The organism is Oceaniglobus sp. K40-3 (assembly GCF_055808395.1).
This window is the reverse complement of sequence record NZ_JBVVRW010000002.1, coordinates 25,503-49,224: the sequence shown is the minus strand read 5'-3', so window position 1 is coordinate 49,224 and position 23,722 is coordinate 25,503. Positions and strand designations below refer to the sequence as shown.

Sequence of the window (23,722 nt, the reverse complement as noted above, 5' to 3'; positions counted from 1 at the left end):
CCTTACAGCCCGACGACGTCGATTACATGGGCATGGTTTGTCAGGGTTTTGTGCAGGTTGGTGAATTCGCGGTGTTTGACCAGCACGCAGATGACGTCGGCCTGTTTCAGGGCTTCCTCCAGCGGGGTCAGGGTGATGGGCAGGGGGGCCAGTTTTTCGGGGAGGTCGTGCACGTTGGGTTCGACGGCCAGCACCTGACAGCCCAGTTTGCCGAAGGCTTCGGTGATCTGGAGGGCGGGGCTTTCGCGCAGATCGTCGATGTCGGGTTTGAACGCCATGCCAAGGCAGGCGACCTTGATGTCCTTCATCGACCGCGACGGGTCTTGCGCCAGGGCCTCGGCAATCGCGACCTTGCCCTTTTCCAGCACCCAGACCGGTTTGTTGTCGTTGCCTTCGCGGGCCGTGCGGATCAGTTTCGCCTCGTCGCGGGCCGAGGCGACGATGAACCACGGGTCCACCGCGATGCAATGCCCGCCCACGCCCGCACCCGGTTGCAGGATATTGACCCGGGGATGGCGGTTGGCGAGGCTGATCAGCTCCCACACGTCGATGTCGAACTTGTCGCAGATGATCGCCAATTCATTGGCAAAGGCGATCTGCACATCGCGCGAGGAATTCTCGGTCAGCTTGCACATCTCGGCGGTGCGGGCGTTGGTGATCACACAGTCGCCCTTGACGATCTTTTTATACATCGCCACGGCCATTTCGCTGGCGCGGGCGGTCATCCCGCCGATGATGCGGTCGTTTTCCACCAGTTCACGCACCACCTGACCGGGCAGCACCCGCTCGGGGCAATGGGCAATCTGCACATCGGCATCGTCGCCTGCATCCTGCGGAAAGGACAGCCCGGGGCACGCCGCGGCCAGCCATGCCGCCATCTGATCGGTGGCGCCAATGGGCGAGGTGCTTTCCAGGATCACCAGATCGCCCTTTTTCAGCACCGGCGCGATCATGTTCGCGGCGGATTCGATATAGGAGAGGTCGGGTTCGTGATCGCCCCTGAACGGTGTCGGCACGGCGATGATGAAGGCCTCGGCGGGTTCCGGCGTCAGGGTCGCGCGCAGCTTGCCGTTTTCCACCGCCTTGCGGACGATACCGTCCAGTTCCGGTTCAACGATATGGATTTCACCCCGGTTGATCGTGTCCACGACCCGCGGCGACACATCGACACCGATGACTTCGGTGCCATGGGCGGCAAAGACGCCGGCGGTGGGCAGGCCGATATAGCCGAGACCGATCATGGAAATACGATCAAACATGAGAACCTCTTTCATGAGAGTGGGGATCGGCCGGCCTGAAACCGGCCGGTCGGGGATCAGTTGGATTGCGCCGCGCCTTCGGCGGCCAGCGCATCGGCAATGCGCTGTGCGGCATGGCCGTCGCCATAAGGGTTGAGCGCGCGCGCCATGGCGCCATAGGCCGCGGGATCGTTCAGCAGGCTCAGCGCCTCGCGGGTCAGCTTTTCGGCGTCGGTGCCCACCAGACGCACGGTGCCCGCCGCCACCGCCTCGGGGCGTTCGGTGGTGTTGCGCATGACAAGAACCGGTTTGCCAAGGCTGGGCGCCTCTTCCTGCACGCCGCCGGAATCCGTGATCACGATATGGGCCCGGCGCATCAGCCACACGAAGGGCAGGTAATCCTGCGGGTCGATCAGATGCACATTTTCGGCCGGTCCGAGGATCCGGTTCACCGGTTCCTGCACATTGGGGTTCAGGTGGACGGGATACACGATCTGGGCATCGCCCTGCTGCGAGATGTCGCGCAGCGCGGTGCAGATCCGTTCAAACCCGTCGCCGAAATTCTCGCGCCGGTGGCCGGTGACCAGAACCATGCGCCGCCCCTCTTGCAGAAACGGGAACCGCGCGGCCATCTTTGCATCAAGGTCCGGATCCGCATCGAACTGCGCCACGACTTCGTGCAGGGCGTCGATCACGGTGTTGCCGGTGACCATGATCCTGTCGTCGGCCACGTTTTCGGCCAGCAGGCTGGCGCGGGCGGTTTCGGTGGGCGCATAATGGCGCGTGGCGATCCGCCCCACCAGTGAACGGTTCATTTCCTCGGGCCAGGGGGCATAGATGTCGCCGGTGCGCAGACCGGCCTCGACATGGCCGACCTCGACCTTGGCATAGAACGCGGCAAGGGCGGCGGCCATGGTGGTGGTGGTGTCCCCATGCACCAGAAGACGGTCGAACCCGCCATCCCTGAGAATGTCGCGCAGGGCCGACAGGATGCGGGCGGTGATATCGGTCAGATCCTGACCCGGCTGCATGATATCAAGATCGAAATCGGGCTTGATCGCGAACAGTTCCAGCACCTGATCCAGCATCTCGCGGTGTTGGGCGGTGACGCAGACCCGGGCGTCGATGCCGGGTGTCTGCTGCAGGCGCTTGACCACCGGGGCCATCTTGATGGCTTCGGGGCGGGTGCCGAAAACAATGAGTATCTTCATAATTCAAAAGCCTTGAAAAAGGTATTTCAAGCTGTAGCGATGTACCAGTTTGACCTGTAAAGACAACCCAAAAGACCGGCCTTTCAGCCCGGCAGAGATGCGCCGGCAGCCATGGTTTACAAACCTTGTCTTGGCTGGCCCGCCACCCTAAGACAGGGCATTATCGAGCTGAGGATATATATTCAGATGAGCCGGACCTATTTCGGAACCGACGGCATTCGCGGGCGCGCCAACACCGGTGCGATGACCGCGGCCTTCATGGTGAACCTTGCCTCGGCGGTCGGCACCTATTTCAAGGCCAGCGCCCAGACCCGCCGCGTGGTGATCGGCAAGGATACGCGGCGATCAGGCTACATGCTGGAAAACGCGCTGACCGCGGGGTTCACGGCTGCGGGCATGGATGTTTTCGCGCTGGGGCCCTTGCCGACACCGGCCGTGGGGCTTTTGACCCATTCCATGCGCGCCGATCTGGGGGTGATGATCTCGGCCAGCCACAATCCCCATTACGACAACGGGATCAAGTTCTTCGGCCCCGACGGGTTCAAGCTGAGCGACCAGATCGAACATGACATCGAAGCCCTGCTGGCGACCGGGGAATTCGATATCGACCCCGACCATATCGGCCGGGTGACGCGGCTGAACGATTCCGCCTCGCGCTATGTGGAATATGCCAAGACGACAGTGCCTGACCGGGTGCGCCTGAACGGGCTGAAGGTGGTGCTGGATTGCGCCAACGGGGCCGCCTATAAAGCCGCGCCAAAGGTGCTGTGGGAACTGGGCGCCGAGGTGATTTCCATGGGCGTTTCGCCCGATGGTTACAACATCAACAAGGATTGCGGTTCGACCCGGCCCGGGGCCGCGGCGCAGATGATCCGCGACACCGGCGCCGATATCGGCATCTGCCTGGACGGCGACGCGGACCGGATCATCGTGCTGGACGAAACCGGCACCGTGGTGGACGGCGATCAGATCATGGGCCTGCTGGCCACCCGCTGGGCGGCATCGGGGCGGCTGAACCACAATACGCTGGTGTCCACCGTGATGTCGAACCTGGGGTTGGAAAACCATCTGTCAGGGCAGGGCATCACCCTGAAACGCACCGGCGTGGGCGACCGCTATGTGGTGCAGGAAATGCGCGATGGCGGGTACAATCTTGGTGGCGAACAATCGGGCCATATCGTGCTGACCGATCACGCCACAACCGGCGACGGGCTGGTTGCCGGGTTGCAGGTGCTGGCGATGCTCAAGGAAAGCGGCGATCCGGCCAGCCGCCTGCTGCGCGTGTTCAACCCGGTGCCCCAGATCCTGGAAAACATCCGCTTCGCCCCCGGCACCGACCCGCTGAGCGACCCCGCCGTCTGCGACGCCATCGCCCACGGCGAAACACAACTGGGCGACACAGGCCGCCTCCTGATCCGCAAATCCGGAACCGAACCCCTCATCCGCCTCATGGGCGAAGGCCCCGACCAAAACAAACTGCAAAGCATAATCAAAAATATCGCCGACCTGATAAGGTGACAGGCCACGGATAATCCGGCAGCGAAAGACTTGTTTGATGCGCCGCGCGCGCCACACGGGCGATCTGTTTATTTCTGCGTGAGGCGCTTCCAAAACCCCTGCTTGCCGGATGCAATGGTTTGGCCCGGCGCGCGGGATTGCGACATCGGCGCCTTGGTATGTCCGGTTTCGGGATATGTTTCCTGCCTGCCGGGTTGGCTGGCCAACGCCCCGGTTTCGGCCAGCCGGGCCTGACTGTGCGCCAGTTCACGCCCCAGACGTTTGATCTGCCTGAACTGAACCAGGGCGCGATCCTCGGCGGCAGATGCATCTTGCCGGGCTCTGGCACATCGCTCTTCGGCAAGGGCCAGGGCCTTTTTGACGCCCCCAAGTTCGGCCCCGGCTGCCCGCAGCGCCTTTTGGTGCGTTGCATTCTGCTGATCGGCCGCGTCGATCCGTTCCTGCAGATCCGCCTCGCGTTTTGCAGATGCCTCGATTTCCGATTGCAGCTGCGCCAGTTGGGCGCGGTACAGATCCTGTTCCTGTACCAGCGTGGTTTCTCGCTCGGCGGCCTGTTTCCGGGTATGGTCAAGACGCGCCTGGAGGGTCTCGATCTGCGTCGTGGCATCCCGGGTCAGGGCAAAGACAGTATCGACAACCCCGAGGCTTAGGGCCGCATCGTCACAGGGCAGGAGGTTGGCCCCCAATTCTGCGGCGACCCTGGGGTTTTCGGCCGAGGACTGAAACGCGATCGTCGCCAGACAAAGGGAAAACGTATCACTCTGGCGCAGTTCGGCAGGGGCCGCGCCTTGGGATGAAACCCGTGCAGCCAAAGCCTGAGAGGCCGCGTCGGGCGCGGGCAGGAAATACCCCTCGGCCACCAGCAATATCCGGTGCCGGTTGCGGTTTTGCAGCGCCAGAATGGCCGTGACCCCCTGGTGCCAACCGGACAGGGCCGTGGACGGTTGCGCGCCCTGTTCGATCGCGCGGGCAAGGGCACGCAGGGGTTCGGGCACAATGATGACCAGGGCGGCGCCGCTCTCCAGCGCGTCTGCCACGGCCTCGGGGGAAAAGTCGGACAGGCTGAATGCAGCCCGCGGCAAATGCCCGAGCCTTTTGACAATCATGTCCCGGTCAACGCCTTCGGCGGCAAACAGGCGGCAGGTCGGGGCCGACTTTGGTGTCTGGGATGTTGATCGCGTTGTTTCGGGACGCATACCGCCCTCCCTGCCTGGCATTTTCGCCTCGCCGCTTATCGCATTGCTCCAGACCGGGAACAACTGTTTTGGCGCCATCAGGCCCCCGCATATGCCCCCGCCCTGTCAAAGCTTTCCAAGGAACGCCGCCCCATAGACATAAAGCGTACCCGAGAGGCTTTGGCGGTGGAAATTCAGGCGGCGCAGCAGACGGACCCGGGCAAGACCGCCCCGGGCGGGGGCATCAAGAAAGGTTTCGACGGCGCGGGCATGTTCAGGGGCCAAAAGCCCCGAGATACGGCGCAGCGCCCGCAGGTTGGCCGCAACCCAATCGCCATAATCGCGCCCCAGAACCCGGCGCGCGCGCAACAGGCCCGCCCGCAGACCGCCCGGCGCACCCAGCACGTTGCGCCCATGCTGACGGTAAAGGGTGACCGCCGCCCGGTCCAGCACCGCGCGCCCGCCGGCCGCCGTGATCAGAAGGGTCAGCCACCAGTCATGATATGCGATGCCTTGGGGAATGCCCGCGCGCCGCACCAGTGCCAGCGCGGCAGGGTTGAGCACCATGCTGTGGCCCGCCATGACATTCTGCAAGGTGGCCGTGGCAAAGACCGGCGCCCCGGGCGGCGCGACCGACCCGCCACAGCGTTGTCCCCCATCGTCAATGTAATGGCTTTGCGCCGAATACATCACCGGCGCATCGTCGGTGCGGGGCATCTGTTTCAGCGCGCGGGTCAGCTTTTCGGGCAGCCATATATCATCCTGATCAGACAGGGCGACAAACCCCGCAGGCAGGTCGGGATGGCAAAGCAGGCTCAGGAAATTCGCCGCCGCCTGCCCCCGGCGCGGCCCCTGAAGAATGCGGATGTCGTGCGTGGCGCCATGGTCACGCCGGAACCGCTCCAGAATATCCGGGCTGGCGTCATCCGATCCGTCATCGCTGATCCAGAGGGACCAGTTTTCGTGGGTCTGCGCCAGATAGGAGTCAAGCTGCGCGCCCAGAAAACGCGCGCCGTTGAAGGTACACAGCAGGATGGTGATATGGGGCGCGCCTTTGGTCATCAGATGGGGATGACCCAAAGTGGCGACAGGCGCAACACCCGGCACCATGGGATGGGCGGCCCCGGCTCAGGCCCCGGGCGACAAGGTGGCGCGCAGGCGCTCCAGCGTGGCGCCGGCCTGTGCGGGCAACGTCGGGTGACGGGCGATGATATGGCCCGTCGCCGCCTTGCGCACCGCTTCGCCCTGGGCGCCCATATCCAGACAGAACACCGGCAGGCCCGTCGCCAGCACCTCATGGGTGGCATAGGAAAATGTCTCGGGGCAAAGCGAGGGCACCAGCCAGGCGGTGATCCGGTAACGGCGCACCAGAACCGGCAGATCCTGTAACCGGTATTCGCCGTGAACCCCGACCGCGCCCGGCATGGCCAGCGACGGATCGACATCACCGATCACCATGAACGACAGATCACCGGGTTGCGCGGCGGCCTCGGCCAGGGCGGCGATCAGCGCAGCGCCTTTCTGACGGTTGAGATTGCCCAGAATGCCCACCACGGGTTTGGCGCCCGGGCGGGGCGTGATGGGCGCCACCGTCTGATGCAAGTCATGGGGCACCACCGCGATGCGCGGCGCGGCGTCGGGCCAGACGGTTTGCACATGGGCGGCGCTGTCAGCGGAAAACACCACGATCCGGTCGGCCCGCGCGATCAACCGGCCCCAGGCGGCGCGCCAATCGGCCAATGACACAGGGCTGCCGTCGGGGCGGCGGGTCTGATGGGCGCTGTCCTTGCAATCATCCTGCGGCACACCGTGAAACATCCCGTCCCGCCCCAGCAGGTTGAACGAAGGGGTCAGCGGGAAAAAGTCGTGAAACAGCACTTCGATTTCAACATCCCCCACGGCAAGATCAAGCAGTCGATCGGGAATGGTGAGCGGATCAACGTCGCCCACACCGCAGCCATAAATGATGGTGCGCCGTGTCAGGGGCGCCAGCAACGTCCCGATCAATGAAAAATCATCGCTGGCCCCGGTGACGACCCCGGCGGCGCTGTGCACCTCAAGCCGCCAGCGCAGGGCGGTGCCCACCCGCAGCACGATCGCCCCGCCCTGCCGGGCAATATCATCGGCCAGCCTTTTGCCCTGATATTGTTCGGCCCCGCCGCCCATGGCATGAACCAGATAGACCGGCACGCGCTGGGATCCGGCCTGCGCCGCCAGCAAGGCCACCGCCAGGGCAAGGCGCGGGGTGATCAACGGATCGGCGCGCAGAAAATCCTGCACCTCGATATCGTAGCGGGGATAGCGGGTGCTGATGATATCGCTGTTGGCGGCGATCAGGCGGCGCTTTTCCTTCGATCCGAACGACGTGCCGCCCCGGTGTTCCACAAACAGGTTCGCCACCCCCAGATGCCGCCCCCCAGGGCGCGGATTTTCTGGCACCAATCCACCTCTTCGCCGTACCCACGCCCAAAGGCGGTGTCGAACTCTGGCACCTTTTTCAGCCAGCCCGGCGCCAGGGCCATGCAGAACCCCACGCCGGTGGGCACTGTCACATCGCCCGTTCCGGGCGCGAAACCACGCGCGACGGCGTCAATGGCATCCCCCGCCCCCGGTGCCAGATCACTGCGGGTGCAGATTGCCGGCACCGAGAAAATCTCGGCGTCGTTTGACAGGGGCGTCGTGCTGGCCACCCCTGCATCCTGCACCAGCGGCGCAATCAGGCGGCTGGCCCAGCCGGGCGGCACAAAGGCATCGGCGTTGACCAATATCACCGGCCCGCCCCGTGCCCGGGCCGCATCAACCCCGCGATTGACGCTGCCCACAAACCCGAGGTTGGCGGGGTTTTCCAGCAAGGTCACGCTGTCAGCCCTTTGGCTGTTCTGCGCTGCGGCCCAGTCGCGCAGGAACGGGCCAACGGCCGGATCGGGCGAGGCATCCTCGATCAGCACCAGATGCCAGGGCAGATCGGTGTTGCGCACCACCCGCTCCAGCACCTCGGGCAGCAGGGCAAACCCGTCATAGACCGGCACCACGCAGGTCACGCCGGGCAGATCGGGCGGCGTGACCTGCGTGGTGCCGGCAAACAACCTTGGGTCAAGCTTTCGGGCGGTGGCCAGCACCCGAAACCCCAGGGCGGCGCGGATCTGCGGGCGCAAGGCCGGATCGCGGCGCAGCGCCCACCGCAGGATCAGGGGCATTGCGCGCAGCAGACCAAGGGCGAACCGGGGCAACAGCCGCCTGCGCGCCCGGGCCAGGGCACGGGGCGATATCTGCGGCAGGGCAAAGGCCCCGCCCTGCCCCCCGAAAGATGCAGCACCAGCGCCCCCTCGCCCACCGGCATGTCAAGGCTGAACCGTCCCGGCGCGTCCTGATCGCCCGCATCCGGGCGGGGCGCGTCCGACACCCGGTCATCGCCCCATTGCAGGCTCACCAGATCGCCCCGCACCCACCCCGCTACCTCAAGCCGGTTGCCACGGCGCGTGATCTGCGACACCTCGCCAACCACGCCCCCGGATACCACAAGCGGCAGGCCCGGGCGCGAAATCACAAGGTTCTGGGCGCAATAGCGTTCAAACAGCCCGGCCAGGCGGCGCAGCATCCCGGATCAGTTCTCCATCAGGCGGCGATGATTGCGCCACAGCAGAAGAAGCCCGAGAGAGAACGTCAGCGAGGCAATCACCGCAACATAAGCAATACTGATATAGTCATCCTGATAGCTTGCAAAAAAGCCCGAGCGCGTCATGCCAACGAAATGGATCAGCGGATTGTACCACAGGATATCCTGCCCGGCCGCAGGCAGATCGCCATACATGAAGAAGATCCCCGAGATGAGAAACAGCGGACGGGTCAGAATCTGCCAGGTCCGTTCCCAGACCGGAAAGGTGGTCATCAGGTAACAATTCAGCGTTCCGATGCCGATACCAAGGGCGGCGCCCATCAGGTATCCTGTCAGAATTGCCGACAGGTCGATCTCGACCCGGGCGCCAAAGACAAAGATCAGCGTGGTGAAAACGATGTACCCCACCATCAGGTGCGTCAGCACGTTCAGCAGAAACCGCGCCACCAGCGCATCCAGAAACGTAACCGCCGGATAGGCAAGCAGGGCGCGCGAAAAGTTGATCGAGGTTGCCATCTTGTTCGCCACATCATTGAACATCATGAACGGAAGATAGCCGGTGGCATAGAAAAGCGGAAAACTGGTGCCCAGGGGCGGGGTTCTGAGAAAAAGTGAAAATACCACCGACAGCACGAAAAGCCCGGCCACGGGTTCGACGATGGCCCAGAGATATCCGCCCGGATTGCGGCCATGGGTCGTGGACATTTCACGCAGGATCAGGGCGGCAATGGTGCGCGCCGTGCGAAATTTGCGCGCCCGCAGCGCATCCTGCTCCAGCATGGGGGGCGATTGCTTGGACATCTGGCACTCCTGGAACAGTGACTGGAAGTATCACCGGATGTTCGGTAAGGAAACCACTGTAGAACAAAATTGCTAGCACGCGTTTGGGACTGGAAAACCGCCATGGACAGAGCCGACAAAGGCACGCGGGGCGACACTGCACCGTTTTTGCGCAGTGTGCAAAGACCGCAGCCCACCGACGGGTCACCCGGCGACAAAAAATCACAGCCCGGGGCAGCGGCGCCAGACACGCCGGAACCATCCCTGCCCGATGCAGAAGCGGCCACTCAACCCGGGTATAGCGCCCGCAAAACGCGCCCCAAATCCCTGACGCGGAACGCGCCGCCCTCGACACCTTCAAAACCGGTGTCCGACGACGCCGATGATATCAAACCCATCGCCGGCGCCGCCAAGCTCGAAAAGCGGCACCGCGGCATCCTGCTGAGTTTCGTGGTGATCGTGTTGCTGCCTGTCGTGATCACGGCGGCCTATCTGTGGATCATGGCCAAGGATCAATATGCCTCGACCGTGGCCTTTTCGATCCGCAAGGAAGAATTGTCATCCTCGCTCGATCTGTTGGGCGGGATCAGCAAACTGTCGGGCGGCGGCGGATCGGACACGGATATCCTTTACGAATTCATCCAGAGTCAGGAACTTGTCTCGGAGATCGACCGGAATCTCGATCTCACCAGAATCTACAGCAAGGCCTGGCCCGAAGATCCGGTTTTTGCCTATGATCCCGACGGCACCATCGAGGATCTGCTGCGTCACTGGAAACGCAAGGTGCAGATTACCTATGACACCGGCACCGGCCTGATGACCCTTCAGGTGCTGGCCTTTGACCCCGACGATGCAACGGCCATCGCCACAGAGATTTTGCAGGAAAGCACCCGCATGATCAACGATCTGTCAAACGAGGCCCGCGCCGATGCCACGCGCTATGCCGAAGCCGAGGTGAACCGCGCCGTCGAGCGGCTGAAGGAAGCGCGCGGCGCGCTTACCGCCTTTCGGTTGAAATATCAGGTGGTGGACCCCGGCGCCGATCTGGCCGGGCAAACCGGGGTTCTGAACAATTTTCAGGCGCAACTGGCCGATTCCCTGGTCGAACTTGACTTGCTGCGCTATTCCGCCAGCGACACCGACCCGCGCATCCAGCAGTTGGAACGCCGCATAGATGTGATCAAAAAGCGGATCGTTTCGGAACGCGAGAAATTCGGTGTCGGCGGGGCCGGCCCCGGCGGCGAGGATTACGCAACTCTGGTGGCCGAATTCGAACGGCTGAGCGTGGATCGCGAATTTGCCGAGGAAACCTACCGCGCGGCTCTGGTCAGCTATGATTCCGCCCTGGCCGAGGCAAAACGCAAATCCCTGTACCTGGCCGCCCACATCCAACCCACCAAGGCCGAACGTTCGGATTTCCCCAGACGCTGGACCTTGCAGGCCCTGACCAGCTTTTTCCTGCTGATGGCATGGTTGATGGGCGTTCTAATCTATTACAGCATCCGGGACAGACGTTGATCCCATGATCGAACTGCGCAACCTGACCAAGGTTTTCAGGATCGAAGGTCAGAAAAATACTGTGGCCAACCAGATAAACGCCATCTTTCCGACCGGTGTTTCCGTCGGGCTTCTGGGGCGCAACGGGGCCGGAAAATCCACCCTGCTGAAAATCATCGCCGGCACGATGGACCCGACCTCGGGGCGCGTCGTGTCGGACGGGACCATTTCCTGGCCCGTGGGCTTTGCCGGCAGTTTCCACCCTGATCTGTCAGGCCTGCAAAACACCCGGTTCATTGCCCGGGTTTACGGTGTGGACACTGACGCGCTGATTGATTTCGTCGAGGATTTCGCCGAGCTGGGACAGCATTTCCACCTGCCGTTCCGCACCTATTCCTCGGGGATGCGGTCACGCCTCGCCTTTGGGGTCAGCATGGGAATCCGGTTCGACACCTATCTGGTGGACGAGGTGACAAGCGTGGGCGACGCCGCCTTTCGCGCCAAAAGCGACGCGGTGTTCAAGCGCCGCATGGAAGGCAGCGGCGCCATCGTCGTGTCCCACTCCATGGGGATGATGGAAAACCTGTGTACGATGGGGGTGGTTCTTGAACACGGCAATCTGATCGTTCACGATACCATTCAGGATGCAATCAAGCATCACCTTCGGAATATGCGGGCCTGATCGCCCCGCCCCGGCGACAGACAGTCATGATTTCGCCCTCATATACTGATACATGACCCGGCAAGAGGGTAGGGTTAACGCCCCTTCATTTCAAAATCCGATTCCACCGAGGCCCGAGAATGCACGTAGAAGAAACAACATTACCCGGGGTTCTGATCCTCACCCCGCGCCGCATCGGCGATGAGCGCGGCTTTTTCAGCGAGGTCTGGAACCGTGACGCCATGCGTGCCATCGGGGTGGATGTGGATTTCGTGCAGGACAACCATTCGCTCAGCCGGGATATGGGTGTGGTGCGCGGGCTGCATTTTCAGGCGCCCCCCCATGCCCAGGCCAAACTGGTGCGCGTGGGGGCCGGGGCGGTTCTGGATGTGGCGGTCGATGTGCGCCTCGGATCGCCCACCTATGGCAAATGGGCCGGGGTCGAAGTGTCTGCCGAAAACGGCCGTCAGGTGTTTATCCCCCAGGGGTTTCTGCACGGCTTCGTGACCCGCGCCCCCAACACCGAACTGCTTTATAAATGTTCCGATACCTATGCCCCGGACTGCGACGGCGCGGTGCATTTCGCCGATGCCGATATCGGTATCGACTGGGGCCTTGACCCCGAGGGGGCAATCCTGTCTCCCAAGGATCGCAATGCACCGCGGTTTGCGGATTTCAGATCGCCATTTACCTACGACGCCAATTCAAGGACCTGATTCAATGAAACTGCTTGTCACCGGCGGCGCCGGCTTTATCGGGTCGGCTGTGGTGCGGCTGGCCATTGCCCGGGGCCATGATGTGGTCAACCTCGATGCGCTGACCTATGCCGCCTGCCTTGAAAACCTTGCGTCGGTGCAGGACAGCCCGCTTTACCACTTTGAACAGGCCAATATCCGCGACCGCGCCGCCCTTGACCGGATTTTCACCGCCCACCGGCCCGATGCGGTGATGCACCTTGCCGCCGAAAGCCATGTTGACCGCTCCATCGACGGCCCCTCTGATTTCATCGACACCAACATCACCGGCACCTTTCATTTGCTTGAGGCGGCCCGGGCCTATTGGAGCACCGCGAACCGCCCCGACAGTTTCCGGTTCCATCACATTTCAACGGATGAGGTGTTCGGCACCCTGGGCGCCACCGGCCAGTTCACCGAAGACACGCCCTATGCCCCCAACAGCCCCTATTCCGCCAGCAAGGCCGCCAGTGACCATCTGGTGCGCGCCTGGGCCGAAACCTATGCCCTGCCCGTGGTTCTGACCAATTGTTCCAACAATTACGGCCCTTACCATTTCCCGGAAAAACTGATCCCCGTGGTGATCCTGAACGCGCTGGCGGGCAAGCCGATCCCGGTCTATGGCAACGGCGAAAACGTGCGCGACTGGCTCTATGTGGAAGATCACGCCGACGCCCTTTTGACGGTGCTGCAAAACGGTGCCACCGGGCGCAGCTATAACATCGGCGGCGAAAACGAGGCGCGCAATATTGATCTGGTGCGGATGATCTGCGCCCTGCTGGACCGGATGCAGCCCGCCGAGCGGCCCTATGGCGACCAGATCACCTTTGTCACAGACCGCCCCGGCCATGATGCACGTTACGCGATCGACCCAACGCGCATGCGCGAGGAACTGGGCTGGCGGCCCTCGGTCACGCTGGAACAGGGGTTGGAAAAGACCGTGCGCTGGTATCTCGACAATGCCCCCTGGTGGCAGGCCTTGCAGGCCCGTACCGGGGTGGGTGAACGGCTGGGCAAAACGGCATGAGCTTTCTGCTCTTCGGGGCCAGTGGACAGGTCGCGCGGGAAATTCAGACCCGCCAGCCCGGTATCATCGCGCTGAACCGTGCCGCCGCCGATCTGAATGATCCGGCCGCCTGCGCCGGGGCCATTGCCGCCCACCGCCCCCGCGCGGTGATCAACGCCGCCGGCTGGACGGCAGTGGACGATGCCGAAGACGATGAACCCGCCGCGACCCTGATCAACGCCACGGCCCCCGGCGCCATGGCCCGGGAATGCGCCCGGCTGGGCATTCCGTTCATCCATATCTCAACCGATTACGTCTTTGACGGGGCGGGCGATGCCCCCTTTGCCCCGAATGCCGCCCCTGCCCCCCTTGGCGCCTATGGCCGCTCAAAGCTGGCCGGGGAAATCGCGGTGACGGGGGCCGGTGGTGCCCATGGCATCCTGCGCACGTCGTGGGTGTTTTCCGCCCATGGGGGCAATTTCGTGAAAACCATGCTGCGGCTGGGCGGTGAGCGCGACAGCCTGAGCGTGGTTGACGATCAGATCGGCGGGCCAACCCCCGCCGGTGCCATCGCCGATGCCTGCCTGACCATGGCGCGGGATCTGTGCGAAAAACCGGCGCTGTCGGGCATTTACCACCTCTCGGGCACCCCCGACACAAGCTGGGCCGGGTTTGCGCGCGAGATCATGGCGCAGGCCGCCCTGCCCTGCCAAATCACCCCCATCGCCAGCGCGGATTATCCCCAAAAGGCCGCCCGCCCCGCCAATTCCCGGCTGGATTGCACCAGCCTGACCGCCGCTTTCGGCATTGCCCGCCCCGATTGGCGCGCCGGGCTGGCCGAGGTTCTGAACGATTTGAAAGGCCCTTTAACATGAGCACCCATTTCCCCGAAGACCGCCCCCAGACGGCGCGCAAGGGCATTATCCTTGCCGGTGGGTCAGGCACCCGGCTTTATCCGGTCACCATCGGTGTGTCCAAACAACTGATGCCGATCTATGACAAACCGATGATCTATTACCCCCTGTCGGTGCTGATGCTGACCGGCATCCGCGAAATCGCAATCATCACCACCCCGCAGGATCAGGATCAGTTCCGGCGCGTGCTGGGCGATGGCAGCCAGTGGGGCTTGCGGTTAAGCTATGTGGTGCAGGATCACCCCGGCGGGCTGGCCCAGGCCTATACCCTGACCGAGGAATTTCTTGACGGGGCGCCCTCCTGCATGGTGCTGGGCGACAACATCTTTTTTGGCCATGGCTTGTCCGAGCTGCTGGCCGAGGCCGACGCCAAGCCCGATGGCGCCACGGTGTTCGGATACCGCGTGGCCGACCCGGAGCGATATGGCGTGGTGGCCATGGACGCTGCCGGGAAAGTCACCAACATCATCGAAAAACCGAAAGACCCGCCCTCGAATTACGCCGTGACCGGGCTTTATTTTCTCGACGGGCGGGCACCGGAACTGGCGCACCGGGTCAAACCTTCGGCCCGGGGCGAGGTTGAAATCACATCCTTGCTGGAAATGTATCTGGCCGAGGGCAGCCTGAACGTGCAGCGCATGGGGCGTGGCTTTGCCTGGCTTGATACTGGCACCCACGACAGCCTGCTGGACGCGGGAAATTTCGTGCGCACCCTGCAAAAACGTCAGGGGCTGCAAACCGGCTGTCTGGATGAAATCGCCTTTCGCCAAGGGTGGATCGACCGCAAGGATCTGGCCGAAATCGCCGGGCAGATGACCAAGAACGATTATGGCCGCTATCTCCAATCCCTGCTTAACGATTGATTTTCACCCGCCCCACGCTGACCCAGTGGTGGGGCGCGGGGGGCTGTGCGATTTCAATCTGCCCGGTCGCGATCAGCTCTGCCAAACCGCCCGCCTTTGCATCGCCCAGCACCAGATGGGCGGGGCGGTTCAACAGTTTGGCGACGACCTCGATCAGGGTCCAGGTACGCAGGGGCGGGGCATCGGCAAGGGCCACCAGAACCGCCGCCAGCGATGCATCCAGCACGGTATCGCGCCGCTCCACATCCAGCGCATAACGCCAGCCGGGTTCCCCCCGGCAAACACATGGCGCAGCCCCCGATGATCGTGCGACGCGGGGCCGCAAAACCCCGCATCCGCAATCACCCGCCCGCCAAAGGCGCGGGCGATGGCCTGCTTAACTGGTGATACCGCCATCCACGAACACCACCTGCCCCTGCATGTTGGTCGTGCCGGAAATCACCAGATCGACCACCTTGAAAATGTTTTCATCGTTGGACAGCGCCCCCGAGGGCGTGCGCCGCTTGATCGTGTTCAACTGCTCGGGGCGCAGCACCGATGACATTTCGGATTCGAAGAAACCCGGCGCGACGCAGTTGACGAAAATCCCCGCCTCACCCACTTCGCGCGCCAGGGCGCGCATCATCGCATCCAGATACCCCTTGGACCCGGCATAGACCGACAGGCCGGCATAGCCGCGCGAACCGCAGATCGAGGAAATGTTGCAGATGTTGCCGCCCCCCTGAAGCATCATGTGCTTGATCGCCGCGCGGGTCAGGATGGTGGGGCCGACGATGTTCACATCGACAATGCCGCGGATCGTGTCGATGTCGGTGTGCATCAACAGTTGATCCTGCCCGATGGCGGCGTTGTTCACCACGCTGTTTACCGCACCGAACCGGTCGGCCACCTCGGCAACGAACCGCGCCACACCCGGCGCATCCACCGCATCCAGCGGGGTGAAATAGAAATTATCGCCGTGTTCATCTGCCAGCCGGTCCATGGCCGGGGTGTGGCTGCGCGCAAAGGTGGCCACCTTGTTGCCCGCGCCCAACAGACGTTCGCAAAGATGCAGGCCCAGCCCGCGCGAGCCGCCTGATACGATGATGGATTGATCGGTGGTGTGCATGGCTTGGCCTTTTCAGCTTTTCAGACTTGTGCGGATCGGAATGGCATCGGGAAAATCCCACAGCCGGGGCACGGCGTATTCGGCCAGGCGCCCCTCGCAGTGGCGGGTCAGCATGGTTTCGGCGGTTTCCGCGTCCATCGGGGTGCGCAAGACCACGCTGGCCACGGGCAGGTGGCCAACCATGGGGGCGCGGCGGGCCGTCACCTGCGCCCAGATCACATCGGGGTGGGCCATCAGATGCGCCTCGATGTCGGGGGGAATGCCTTTTGCCCGCCGACATTGATCATCGCATTGCCCGCCCGGCCACAGAAATAAATCCGCCCCTCGCGCGCCTCGACCAGATCGCCGGTGTCGATCCAGCCGCCGGTTTCGGCCCGGTTGCCATAGGGCGAGCGGATGAACAGGCGGTCGTCCTCAACCCTGAGGGCGATGGCACGGTCGCTGCGCTCCAGCAGTTTCGCGTCAAACCCGGCGCGCCCGTCGCTGACCACGATCGCGGCCCCCGCCTCGGACGAGGCATAGATGTGGCGGATCGTGGCATCGGGGTACAGCCCCGCCAGCCGGTCAAGGATCGGCTGATCGACGATTTCACCGCCCAGCGAAATCATCCGCAGACCGGCCCCCGCCAGCACCGCCTCGTCGATCGACATCAGGGCATGACGCCAGAAGGTCGGGGTGGAGGACACCGCGCTGACCAATCCCTGACCAAGGGCGGTTTCAAAACTCGCCGCCAGATCGGTAAAATCGCCGGGCACCAGATCCTGCCCCGGCACGAACAGGCCCAGCGACACCATCTGAAACCACGCATACGACCCGATCTGATAGGGCAGAAACCAGGTGTTGGCCGGCAGATCGCGCACCCGGTCAAAGGTGTTCAGGGTGGCGTGGCTGTGCGGGATCAGTTTCAACAGGCCGGTGGTGCCAGAGGTCAGAACCGTCACCCGGCCCGCAACAACCTCGCCCGGCTCGGGCGTCTGGCCCAGCCGCGCACCACTGCCCGCCTCGATCAGGGTGACACCCGCCTCGGCAAAGCGCGCCTCGACCTCGGGGCTGAGCCGCGCCGCTTCGATCACGCCCCAATCCAGATCGTGGATCATGCCATAAGCCAGCGCCGCCAGGGCCGCGCGCATATCCTGCACCACAAAGACCACCCGCAGACCGGCGAACCCTTCGGGCGCCCCGGCCCAAATGGTGGCCTCGGACAGGGCCGCGGCCCAGTCGATCACCACACCCTGCGCCGGGAAAAACAGCCGGTTGGTCTGACAGATGGTGGCCACGTCCCTAGGCCGCCTTTGTCGCGTCTTCGAAAAAGTCCAGAACGTCCTTTACGGTTTCGATCCGGCGCATCGACGCCGCATCGAAGGACAGTTCACGGCCGATTTTCGTTTCGATCCGCAGGGCGGTTTCGGAAAAATCAAGGCTGCGGAACCCGGCGTCGCGGGTGTTCTGGCTTTCATCCTCCAAAAGCGGACGGCCGCGCTTTGTCATCACGGTGTTCATCAGGTTCAGGATTTCGGTACGGTCCATCGGGTCTTCCTCAGTCATTCAGGGCGGCAGCGGCCGCTTCAGCTTCGATTTCGGCGGCAAGGCGGGTGATCCGGTCGCGCACCCGTTCGGGATAGGCATCGGTGAAATGGCGTGGCCAGGGGTGGCGCGTGCGGCTTTCCATATGCATCATGAACCGCACACGACCGGCAATTTCGCCCTCGGCGCCCGATACGATCACGCCCGGCGGAATGATGCCATGGGCCACGGCCCCCGAGGCCACAAAGGCCCCGCGCCCCACCTGCGCCCCCGGCATAAGTTGCGCGTTGACACAGACCGTCGCCATATCGCCAATGCTGACCGGATCGGACAGATGCGAGGGCGGCAAAGGGTCGTTCATCAGGGTGGTCAGCGAAAACAGCCAGACGAAATCGCCCACGCTCGCGTTGCGCCCCACATGGGCATAGCCGTGCATGCGGACGAAATCACCGATCCGGCAGGCGCCTTCGATGTCGGAAAAATTGCCCAGACGCAGGTTTTCCCCGATCTGCGATTGTTCGCGGATCACGATGTGATGCCCGGTTTCCAGCCCCGGCCCGATGTCGGACCCTTCATAGATCACGGCGTGCGAGCGGACATTCGCCCCGGCGCCCAGCCGCAGGGGCGCGGCGCCATCGGGGTTTGCCGTCGGGTGGCCAATGACACAGAAATCACCGATCCGGCAGTCATCGCCGATTTCGACATTGCCATACACCCGCGCCCCATGGCCGAAGGTGACGTTGTTGCCGATCTTGGCGGCGGGGTCGATCAGGCTGCTTACCATCTCATCAATTCTCTATACACTTGATATAAAATAATAATCGTAAAATTCAGGCGCAATCACCACTCCGGCGATCACCCCCGGAACACCGTCAGCGATGTCAGTTGCGTCAGCAGGCGGCGCAGCTCGTGATAGGTTTCGGGAACCGCGATTGCCGGAATCTGCTCTGCGGGCACCGGCGCCATCAGGCCCTCGCCCAGATGCGCCAGCACAGCCGTCGCCGACCCGAAACTGGCAAGGTGTTCTTCGATGGCGGCCCGCTGCTGGGTCAGCCATGCCCCATCGATGCCGCGCACGATCGCCGCCAACTCGCCGATCGTGCCCCAGACGGCGGCACCCGGATAACACATGTCATCCAGCGCCAGCATCGGATGCAGATAGCCATAATGCAGCACCACCGGCAGGCCCGCCGCCAGGGCCGCCTGCATCGGGCGATGTTCGGGAACGGGAAAGACCTGAAGAAACACCGAGGCGCCGCAATCGCGCAGAAACACCGTCAGATCGCCGGGATAGGGATGTACCTCGAAGGCTTCGGGGTTCTGCCCCCGCTGTGCCAGGGTCTTGCGGATGCGGTTGATCGTGGCATCCGACAGATGCCCCACATGGATATGGCGCGCCGCGCCGGAATTCAGCACTGCCGGGATCGCCTGATCAAAGCTGTAATCATAGGTCTGTTCGATATTGCGCGGATCGGTGCAGACCGTCACGGTGACCAGAGGATCAGCCGACAGGCTGGCCAGGGGATCGGCCAGGCCCTTGCGCGGATAGGATGGCACATAGGCAACCTCGCGCCCCGGTGCGATCTTGCTGTAATAGGCAATGTCATAGGGGCGACGGGCGACAAAGCCGTCGATCACCTCGTTCAGGCGCCCCAGGGCAAAACCGGTGCCAAGGGCGGTCAGCAGATGAATGCGTGTGCTGTGTTCACGCCGCAGCCCCGCCATCAGGGCCACATCGCTGCGCGCCGGGTTCACAAAGATGCGCGCGGCCTTTCGCTGGGCCAGATGCCACATGACCCAAGCGGCCTTTTCCTCCAGCAGGGGGTCGCTGTTGCACAGCACCTCGATGCCCTCTTCGCGCAAGGCGTTGCACAGCGCCTGCGAGCTGGGCAAGAGTTCGGTCGACATGATGCAGACCGGCTGACGACCCTGATACAGGGCCATGATATCGCGGGTTTCCTGCCACAGCCCATCCTGATCGTCGACGATGCCCGATACCACGAACACGACCGGGCCATCCTCGGTGCCGCATGGCTCTTGCGGAAGGATATTGTATTTGGCGCCGATGGCATCGCCCAGGCGGCGACACTGCCAATCAACCTCGAAACTGGCGATGCGGCGGTGGCGCGATGCCTTTTCCATGTTGGGGTCATAGGCGATCGCGGTGATCAGCCGTTGCAGCAGTTGCAGCGCATCCTCGTAATCGGCCTCTTGCACCAGGCCGTCCATCTGGATTTCCATGTCGCGCAGATTGCCGATGTGGCTGACCCGGGCCAGCCGGTAACGGGGCGCGCCTGTCACCTGTCCGGGATAAAGCGACACAGGCCGCAGGGTGGCGGGGGCATAGGCGGCGATTTCGGTCAGGCGCTGGGTCAGCCAGGCGGTCGCCCCCGCATCGCCCATACCGGCCAGATAGCCGCGTTTGGACAGTTTGTCGTACAGGTTGCGCAACAACGCCTGTTTGCCCGGCCAGTCAAGCGAGGTCCAGATGCCGCCGCCGTGGTCGTCATAGACCGACATGCTTTGGGGAATATAAAGGATCGGGCCGCGGGTGGCGTGAACGTAAAGGCGCACCGTATCGCCGCGCACCTCGTGAAAGATGTCGGGCACCGCGACGCTGTCGGTGTCAGCGCGATAGAAATCATTGCGGAACAACATGGCACTGGTGTGGAAATAGACCCCGTCCACCGCCAGTTCCTCGAAGGTGAGGATCGTCTTTGACGGTTCCTGTTCGGGATGAAAGCTTTCGGTGCGGTCGATCTGGTTGCGCACGATGGTGCGGTGGCCCACCCCGGCCAGTTCGGGCTGCGCCTCAAGCAGGTTGACCTGCATCAGCAGTTTATCAGGGTCGATCCAGTAATCGTCGCAATCCAGAACGTGATAATAGCGCCCCCGCGCCGCCCCAAGGCCGGCAACAAAGGCATCGGCATTGCCCGTGGGCGCCGGGTTGGTCACGGTTTTCAGGGTGATGTTGTCCCGGGCGGCCTTGTTCAGTTCCTCGCGCAGGATGGCGGCGCTGCCATCGGACGATCCGTCATCCACAAGAACGATCTCTATCGCGCCGCTGTAGGTCTGCATCAAAACCGACCGGATTGCGCGGCGGATGAACACGGCCTCGTTGAAACACAGCATCAGGATGCTGACGGTCGGTCGGTCTGCGGGCATCTGGCGTCATCCGAATTGGTTCTGGTTACACGTTCGGCTGCCCCCGGGGGCATAGGAACACGACAGGCCGGAAGTGCCAGAAAACCCGCTTGTGCGCAACCGACGAAGTGGCAGGGGGCAGGGCGGGCAAAAGATGGCCAGAGCGGAGTCCTAGAAGATGAAATCCCCCGCCGACAATGCCGAAACACCCACCAGTTGGATGGTGAAATCATTGATGCCGTCGCCGTCCAGATCACCCAGCACAAAGCCGGGAATATAGCGCAGATCGCCCGCCCTGCCAAAGGCGGCCGGGCCGACAAACCGCAGGCCAAGCGCGCTCAGATCCAGATGATCGGCCCCCACCTGAAAATCGGTAATGACATCGTGCAGCGCCCCGACCCCGGCATGGGCCGCCGAGGCAAAAACAAAGACATCCGCCCCCGCACCCCCGGTCATCACATCACGCCCGGTGCCGGCATGGATCGTGTCGTTGCCCGCCCCGCCATAGATGCGGTTGGTGCCGGCGCCGCCCACAATCAGATCATCGCCCGCACCCCCGCCCACAAAATCATTGCCAAACCCAAGGTAAAGCGCATCATCACCGGCCCCGCCAAACAGCGTGTCATTGCCCGCCCCCCCGGCGATCAGATCGTGCCAACTGCCCCCGGACATCCAGTCATCGCCCCCATACCCGAACAACCGGTTTGCCCCCCGGCCCCATACATCCTGTCGGCGCCGCTGCCCCCCTCGACGGTATCCGCACCGGTGCCGGTATAGATGATATTGCGCCCCGCGCCGCCGATGATCAGATCATTGCCCGCCCCACCCCCGGCGAAATCATCGCCAAGGCCAAGATAGATCACGTCATTGCCCGCGCCGCCAAGCAACCTGTCGTTGCCCGCCCCCCGGCAATCAGATCGTTGCCGCCCCCGCCGGTGATCGTGTCGTTGCCATCATTGCCCGACAGATGGTTCGCACCACTGCCGCCGCCATAAATCTCATCCGCGCCGCTGCCGCCCAGAATTGTATCGGCCCCGGTTCCGCCCCAGATCCGGTTCTGGCCCGATATCACCCTGATCCAGTCATTGCCCGGCCCGCCGCCGATAAACGCATCGCCCCAGCCGCTGGTGATTATATCATTGCCGGCCAGCCCGAACGCCGATCCCCCGGCGTTTTCCAGATCCAGCCGGTTGGCCGCCTGTGTTCCGGTCAGCATGGCAGGCGGGCTTGGCGGGGTATAGCGTGTCAGGCCCAGAAGATCGGCGTCCGTGAATGCGGCAACAGCGATCTGGCGGTTGTCGGCGGCGGCAAGTTCAATCACCGTCGTCCCGAATTCGATCCGCGCCCCATGGGATGTGGGCGTGATCTGCACCTGCTGAAGGCTGCGCAGCATGGGAAACAGGCTCAGATCCAGCCGGTCGACCCCGGTTTCGTAATCCAGTATGGTCAGGGTTGCGCCATTGTGGCGGGCAACGAAAACATCCTGCCCCGCCCCACCGCGCATTTCCAGATTGCCCGCGCCCGCCACCAGAATATCATCACCGCTGCCCCCGCTCAGCCCCGTTGTCGCCGCGCCGGCAAGCAACAGATCGGCCCCCGCCGATCCGGCCATCAGCCCGGCGCCGCCCTGCCCGGTTATTCCCAGGGTGCCAATATCAAGGGTGAACTGGGAAATCCCCGCCTCGCCTTCACCGGACACGAAAATCTGCACCTGATCACCCACGGTGGTTGCGGCAATCGCCGTCACATTCTGAAGCGTGGTTCCCGCAGTATCGGCCAGGGCAGACAGGTGAATAAGCCGCCCGTCCGGCAGCAGGGCAAACAGGCTGATCCCATCATCCGCCCCCCGCCAGAACGAACACCCGATCCCCCAGGGTGAATGTTTCAAGGGCGGAAATCCCCTGAAACCGGGTGTCCAGCGTATCAATCACATGTTCGATGGGCTGCATGGTGCCATCGGCCCCGATGCGCAGCACGGTGAGCGAGGAACTGCCCGCACTGCCCAGAATGGCATAGCCCGTGCCGCCAACCACCGCCGTCACCAGAACACCAGGCATATCGAACCCCAGACCGCTGGCCAGACTTTCCAGACGGTCGGCCTGTGAAATGCGCCCGGCCCCGTCGACCTGAAAACTGGTCACGTGATTGCCCATGGGCGAAATCGCCAGAACAATATGCGCCTGCCCCAGATGAACCGAGGCCAGCCCCGTCAGATCATCGCCCGGCGACTGCCCCTGAGCCGAAGACACCAGCCGCAGCCGATGATCGGCGGCCATCTCATAGACAAAGGGCGCGGCCATGCCCGAACGTGCCGCAACGATGAAATTCTGCGCCCCGCCGCCGGGCAGCTCGCTCAGGGCGATCAGATCTGTGGGCGGCGCCGCCTGGGCGGCAAACTGCATCTGCCCGCCGATCTGCCCATCGGCGTTGATCACATAGGCCGCCGCATGGGATTGGTTCATCCCGGCGGGCAGGATGAACGGATCATCCCCATCGTGCACCACAGATATCTGCGGTATCCCAAGATGGGTCACCCCCGACCGGAACCCCTGCTGTGACAACAGGGCAGGCGCCGCCATGATCGTGATATCATAGGCGCCAAGCCCCCCGCCCCCGGGCGGTTCATCGAATACAGCTGAACACGCCCGCCGATCGTGGTGATTTCCAGATCCGTGATGCCCACGGAAAACGGGGCGGCACCGCCCGAAAGCGTTGCCAGGTATTGCAACCCGA

Annotated in this window: 26 protein-coding genes; 7 read left to right on the top strand and 19 right to left on the bottom strand. The window is 63.4% G+C overall.

The genetic code is table 11. The features are described from left to right. Window positions 1-2: 2 nt before the first annotated feature. Both wecC and wecB read right to left on the bottom strand, forming a co-directional pair. On the bottom strand, window positions 3-1,259 hold the full coding sequence (wecC, locus tag AC0L7P_RS18245; RefSeq protein WP_473435591.1) for a UDP-N-acetyl-D-mannosamine dehydrogenase: 1,257 nt from the start codon (window positions 1,257-1,259) through the stop codon (window positions 3-5). A 56-nt stretch (window positions 1,260-1,315) separates the two neighbouring features. Beyond that, a complete protein-coding gene (gene wecB / locus AC0L7P_RS18240) occupies window positions 1,316-2,449 on the bottom strand; it encodes a non-hydrolyzing UDP-N-acetylglucosamine 2-epimerase (RefSeq protein ID WP_473435590.1) in 1,134 nt (377 codons plus the stop codon). A 186-nt stretch (window positions 2,450-2,635) separates the two neighbouring features. Here wecB and glmM point away from each other — a divergent pair, with 186 nt between their 5' ends. Beyond that, window positions 2,636-3,967, top strand: a complete 1,332-nt coding sequence (glmM, locus tag AC0L7P_RS18235; protein WP_473435589.1) for a phosphoglucosamine mutase — start codon at window positions 2,636-2,638, stop codon at window positions 3,965-3,967. Window positions 3,968-4,035: 68 nt separating this feature from the next. Here the strand turns inward: glmM and AC0L7P_RS18230 are convergent, their stop codons facing one another. The 6 genes from AC0L7P_RS18230 to AC0L7P_RS18205 all read right to left on the bottom strand — a co-directional run bounded on the left by AC0L7P_RS18230 (window position 4,036) and on the right by AC0L7P_RS18205 (window position 9,559). Continuing rightward, window positions 4,036-5,163 carry a hypothetical protein gene (locus AC0L7P_RS18230; protein WP_473435588.1) on the bottom strand — a complete coding sequence of 376 codons (1,128 nt, stop codon included), beginning with the start codon at window positions 5,161-5,163 and terminating at the stop codon, window positions 4,036-4,038. A gap of 105 nt (window positions 5,164-5,268) precedes the next feature. After that, window positions 5,269-6,252, bottom strand: a complete 984-nt coding sequence (locus AC0L7P_RS18225; RefSeq protein ID WP_473435587.1) for a glycosyltransferase — start codon at window positions 6,250-6,252, stop codon at window positions 5,269-5,271. An 18-nt stretch (window positions 6,253-6,270) separates the two neighbouring features. Continuing rightward, window positions 6,271-7,542: a glycosyltransferase gene (locus AC0L7P_RS18220; RefSeq protein ID WP_473435586.1), complete on the bottom strand. Its 1,272-nt coding sequence runs from the start codon at window positions 7,540-7,542 to the stop codon at window positions 6,271-6,273. Further along, window positions 7,476-8,372 (bottom strand): glycosyltransferase family 2 protein, encoded by an 897-nt coding sequence (locus AC0L7P_RS18215; protein WP_473435585.1) that lies wholly within the window; start codon window positions 8,370-8,372, stop codon window positions 7,476-7,478. The genes AC0L7P_RS18220 and AC0L7P_RS18215 overlap by 67 nt, the downstream gene beginning before the upstream one ends. Further along, a complete protein-coding gene (locus AC0L7P_RS18210) occupies window positions 8,330-8,740 on the bottom strand; it encodes a hypothetical protein (RefSeq protein WP_473435584.1) in 411 nt (136 codons plus the stop codon). Before AC0L7P_RS18210 ends, AC0L7P_RS18215 begins: the two co-directional genes overlap by 43 nt. Window positions 8,741-8,746: 6 nt before the next feature. Next, on the bottom strand, window positions 8,747-9,559 hold the full coding sequence (locus tag AC0L7P_RS18205) for an ABC transporter permease (RefSeq protein WP_473435583.1): 813 nt from the start codon (window positions 9,557-9,559) through the stop codon (window positions 8,747-8,749). Window positions 9,560-9,661: 102 nt separating this feature from the next. Here AC0L7P_RS18205 and AC0L7P_RS18200 point away from each other — a divergent pair, with 102 nt between their 5' ends. The 6 genes from AC0L7P_RS18200 to rfbA all read left to right on the top strand — a co-directional run bounded on the left by AC0L7P_RS18200 (window position 9,662) and on the right by rfbA (window position 15,213). Continuing rightward, window positions 9,662-11,056 carry a KpsE/RkpR family capsule polysaccharide export protein gene (locus AC0L7P_RS18200; protein WP_473435582.1) on the top strand — a complete coding sequence of 465 codons (1,395 nt, stop codon included), beginning with the start codon at window positions 9,662-9,664 and terminating at the stop codon, window positions 11,054-11,056. Between the two features lie 4 nt (window positions 11,057-11,060). Further along, entirely contained in the window at window positions 11,061-11,717 is a 657-nt protein-coding gene (locus AC0L7P_RS18195) for an ABC transporter ATP-binding protein (RefSeq protein ID WP_473435581.1), read from the top strand. A gap of 119 nt (window positions 11,718-11,836) precedes the next feature. Next, window positions 11,837-12,412, top strand: a complete 576-nt coding sequence (gene rfbC, locus AC0L7P_RS18190; RefSeq protein ID WP_473435580.1) for a dTDP-4-dehydrorhamnose 3,5-epimerase — start codon at window positions 11,837-11,839, stop codon at window positions 12,410-12,412. 4 nt (window positions 12,413-12,416) lie between these two features. Continuing rightward, window positions 12,417-13,457, top strand: coding sequence for a dTDP-glucose 4,6-dehydratase (gene rfbB / locus AC0L7P_RS18185; protein ID WP_473435579.1), 1,041 nt, complete (start codon window positions 12,417-12,419; stop codon window positions 13,455-13,457). Continuing rightward, window positions 13,454-14,311, top strand: coding sequence for a dTDP-4-dehydrorhamnose reductase (gene rfbD / locus AC0L7P_RS18180; protein ID WP_473435578.1), 858 nt, complete (start codon window positions 13,454-13,456; stop codon window positions 14,309-14,311). The genes rfbB and rfbD overlap by 4 nt, the downstream gene beginning before the upstream one ends. Then, the gene (gene rfbA, locus AC0L7P_RS18175; RefSeq protein WP_473435577.1) at window positions 14,308-15,213 is read left to right on the top strand and encodes a glucose-1-phosphate thymidylyltransferase RfbA; all 906 of its coding nucleotides are present in this window, start codon (window positions 14,308-14,310) and stop codon (window positions 15,211-15,213) included. The genes rfbD and rfbA overlap by 4 nt, the downstream gene beginning before the upstream one ends. Here rfbA and AC0L7P_RS18170 read toward each other — a convergent pair. The 11 genes from AC0L7P_RS18170 to AC0L7P_RS18120 all read right to left on the bottom strand — a co-directional run bounded on the left by AC0L7P_RS18170 (window position 15,203) and on the right by AC0L7P_RS18120 (window position 23,568). Next, window positions 15,203-15,457: a hypothetical protein gene (locus AC0L7P_RS18170; protein WP_473435576.1), complete on the bottom strand. Its 255-nt coding sequence runs from the start codon at window positions 15,455-15,457 to the stop codon at window positions 15,203-15,205. The genes rfbA and AC0L7P_RS18170 overlap by 11 nt on opposite strands. A gap of 132 nt (window positions 15,458-15,589) precedes the next feature. Beyond that, window positions 15,590-16,321, bottom strand: coding sequence for an SDR family NAD(P)-dependent oxidoreductase (locus AC0L7P_RS18165; RefSeq protein ID WP_473435575.1), 732 nt, complete (start codon window positions 16,319-16,321; stop codon window positions 15,590-15,592). 12 nt (window positions 16,322-16,333) lie between these two features. After that, entirely contained in the window at window positions 16,334-16,555 is a 222-nt protein-coding gene (locus AC0L7P_RS18160; RefSeq protein ID WP_473435574.1) for an AMP-binding enzyme, read from the bottom strand. Continuing rightward, window positions 16,555-17,598 (bottom strand): AMP-binding protein, encoded by a 1,044-nt coding sequence (locus AC0L7P_RS18155; protein ID WP_473435573.1) that lies wholly within the window; start codon window positions 17,596-17,598, stop codon window positions 16,555-16,557. Before AC0L7P_RS18155 ends, AC0L7P_RS18160 begins: the two co-directional genes overlap by 1 nt. Window positions 17,599-17,602: 4 nt before the next feature. Beyond that, window positions 17,603-17,848 (bottom strand): hypothetical protein, encoded by a 246-nt coding sequence (locus AC0L7P_RS18150; protein WP_473435572.1) that lies wholly within the window; start codon window positions 17,846-17,848, stop codon window positions 17,603-17,605. Window positions 17,849-17,858: 10 nt separating this feature from the next. After that, window positions 17,859-18,629 carry an LbetaH domain-containing protein gene (locus AC0L7P_RS18145; RefSeq protein WP_473435571.1) on the bottom strand — a complete coding sequence of 257 codons (771 nt, stop codon included), beginning with the start codon at window positions 18,627-18,629 and terminating at the stop codon, window positions 17,859-17,861. A 71-nt stretch (window positions 18,630-18,700) separates the two neighbouring features. Continuing rightward, entirely contained in the window at window positions 18,701-21,010 is a 2,310-nt protein-coding gene (locus tag AC0L7P_RS18140) for a glycosyltransferase family 2 protein (protein ID WP_473435570.1), read from the bottom strand. A gap of 150 nt (window positions 21,011-21,160) precedes the next feature. After that, the gene (locus tag AC0L7P_RS18135; RefSeq protein WP_473435569.1) at window positions 21,161-21,688 is read right to left on the bottom strand and encodes a M10 family metallopeptidase C-terminal domain-containing protein; all 528 of its coding nucleotides are present in this window, start codon (window positions 21,686-21,688) and stop codon (window positions 21,161-21,163) included. Continuing rightward, window positions 21,634-21,852, bottom strand: coding sequence for a hypothetical protein (locus AC0L7P_RS18130; RefSeq protein WP_473435568.1), 219 nt, complete (start codon window positions 21,850-21,852; stop codon window positions 21,634-21,636). Before AC0L7P_RS18130 ends, AC0L7P_RS18135 begins: the two co-directional genes overlap by 55 nt. Beyond that, on the bottom strand, window positions 21,849-22,877 hold the full coding sequence (locus AC0L7P_RS18125) for a calcium-binding protein (protein WP_473435567.1): 1,029 nt from the start codon (window positions 22,875-22,877) through the stop codon (window positions 21,849-21,851). The genes AC0L7P_RS18130 and AC0L7P_RS18125 overlap by 4 nt, the downstream gene beginning before the upstream one ends. Next, the gene (locus tag AC0L7P_RS18120; RefSeq protein ID WP_473435566.1) at window positions 22,825-23,568 is read right to left on the bottom strand and encodes a hypothetical protein; all 744 of its coding nucleotides are present in this window, start codon (window positions 23,566-23,568) and stop codon (window positions 22,825-22,827) included. Before AC0L7P_RS18120 ends, AC0L7P_RS18125 begins: the two co-directional genes overlap by 53 nt. Window positions 23,569-23,722 lie beyond the last annotated feature (154 nt).

Excerpts from the sequence above, each read along its gene's own strand:
- wecC (WP_473435591.1), bottom strand. The coding sequence starts at position 1,259 with ATGTTTGATCGTATTTCCATGATCGGTCTCGGCTATATCGGCCTGCCC.
- wecB (WP_473435590.1), bottom strand. The coding sequence starts at position 2,449 with ATGAAGATACTCATTGTTTTCGGCACCCGCCCCGAAGCCATCAAGATG.
- glmM (WP_473435589.1), top strand. The coding sequence starts at position 2,636 with ATGAGCCGGACCTATTTCGGAACCGACGGCATTCGCGGGCGCGCCAAC.
- AC0L7P_RS18230 (WP_473435588.1), bottom strand. The coding sequence starts at position 5,163 with ATGCGTCCCGAAACAACGCGATCAACATCCCAGACACCAAAGTCGGCC.
- AC0L7P_RS18225 (WP_473435587.1), bottom strand. The coding sequence starts at position 6,252 with ATGGTGCCGGGTGTTGCGCCTGTCGCCACTTTGGGTCATCCCCATCTG.
- AC0L7P_RS18210 (WP_473435584.1), bottom strand. The coding sequence starts at position 8,740 with ATGCTGCGCCGCCTGGCCGGGCTGTTTGAACGCTATTGCGCCCAGAAC.
- AC0L7P_RS18205 (WP_473435583.1), bottom strand. The coding sequence starts at position 9,559 with ATGTCCAAGCAATCGCCCCCCATGCTGGAGCAGGATGCGCTGCGGGCG.
- AC0L7P_RS18200 (WP_473435582.1), top strand. The coding sequence starts at position 9,662 with ATGGACAGAGCCGACAAAGGCACGCGGGGCGACACTGCACCGTTTTTG.
- AC0L7P_RS18195 (WP_473435581.1), top strand. The coding sequence starts at position 11,061 with ATGATCGAACTGCGCAACCTGACCAAGGTTTTCAGGATCGAAGGTCAG.
- rfbC (WP_473435580.1), top strand. The coding sequence starts at position 11,837 with ATGCACGTAGAAGAAACAACATTACCCGGGGTTCTGATCCTCACCCCG.
- rfbB (WP_473435579.1), top strand. The coding sequence starts at position 12,417 with ATGAAACTGCTTGTCACCGGCGGCGCCGGCTTTATCGGGTCGGCTGTG.
- rfbD (WP_473435578.1), top strand. The coding sequence starts at position 13,454 with ATGAGCTTTCTGCTCTTCGGGGCCAGTGGACAGGTCGCGCGGGAAATT.
- rfbA (WP_473435577.1), top strand. The coding sequence starts at position 14,308 with ATGAGCACCCATTTCCCCGAAGACCGCCCCCAGACGGCGCGCAAGGGC.
- AC0L7P_RS18165 (WP_473435575.1), bottom strand. The coding sequence starts at position 16,321 with ATGCACACCACCGATCAATCCATCATCGTATCAGGCGGCTCGCGCGGG.
- AC0L7P_RS18160 (WP_473435574.1), bottom strand. The coding sequence starts at position 16,555 with ATGGCCCACCCCGATGTGATCTGGGCGCAGGTGACGGCCCGCCGCGCC.
- AC0L7P_RS18150 (WP_473435572.1), bottom strand. The coding sequence starts at position 17,848 with ATGGACCGTACCGAAATCCTGAACCTGATGAACACCGTGATGACAAAG.
- AC0L7P_RS18145 (WP_473435571.1), bottom strand. The coding sequence starts at position 18,629 with ATGGTAAGCAGCCTGATCGACCCCGCCGCCAAGATCGGCAACAACGTC.
- AC0L7P_RS18140 (WP_473435570.1), bottom strand. The coding sequence starts at position 21,010 with ATGCCCGCAGACCGACCGACCGTCAGCATCCTGATGCTGTGTTTCAAC.
- AC0L7P_RS18120 (WP_473435566.1), bottom strand. The coding sequence starts at position 23,568 with ATGGCGGCGCCTGCCCTGTTGTCACAGCAGGGGTTCCGGTCGGGGGTG.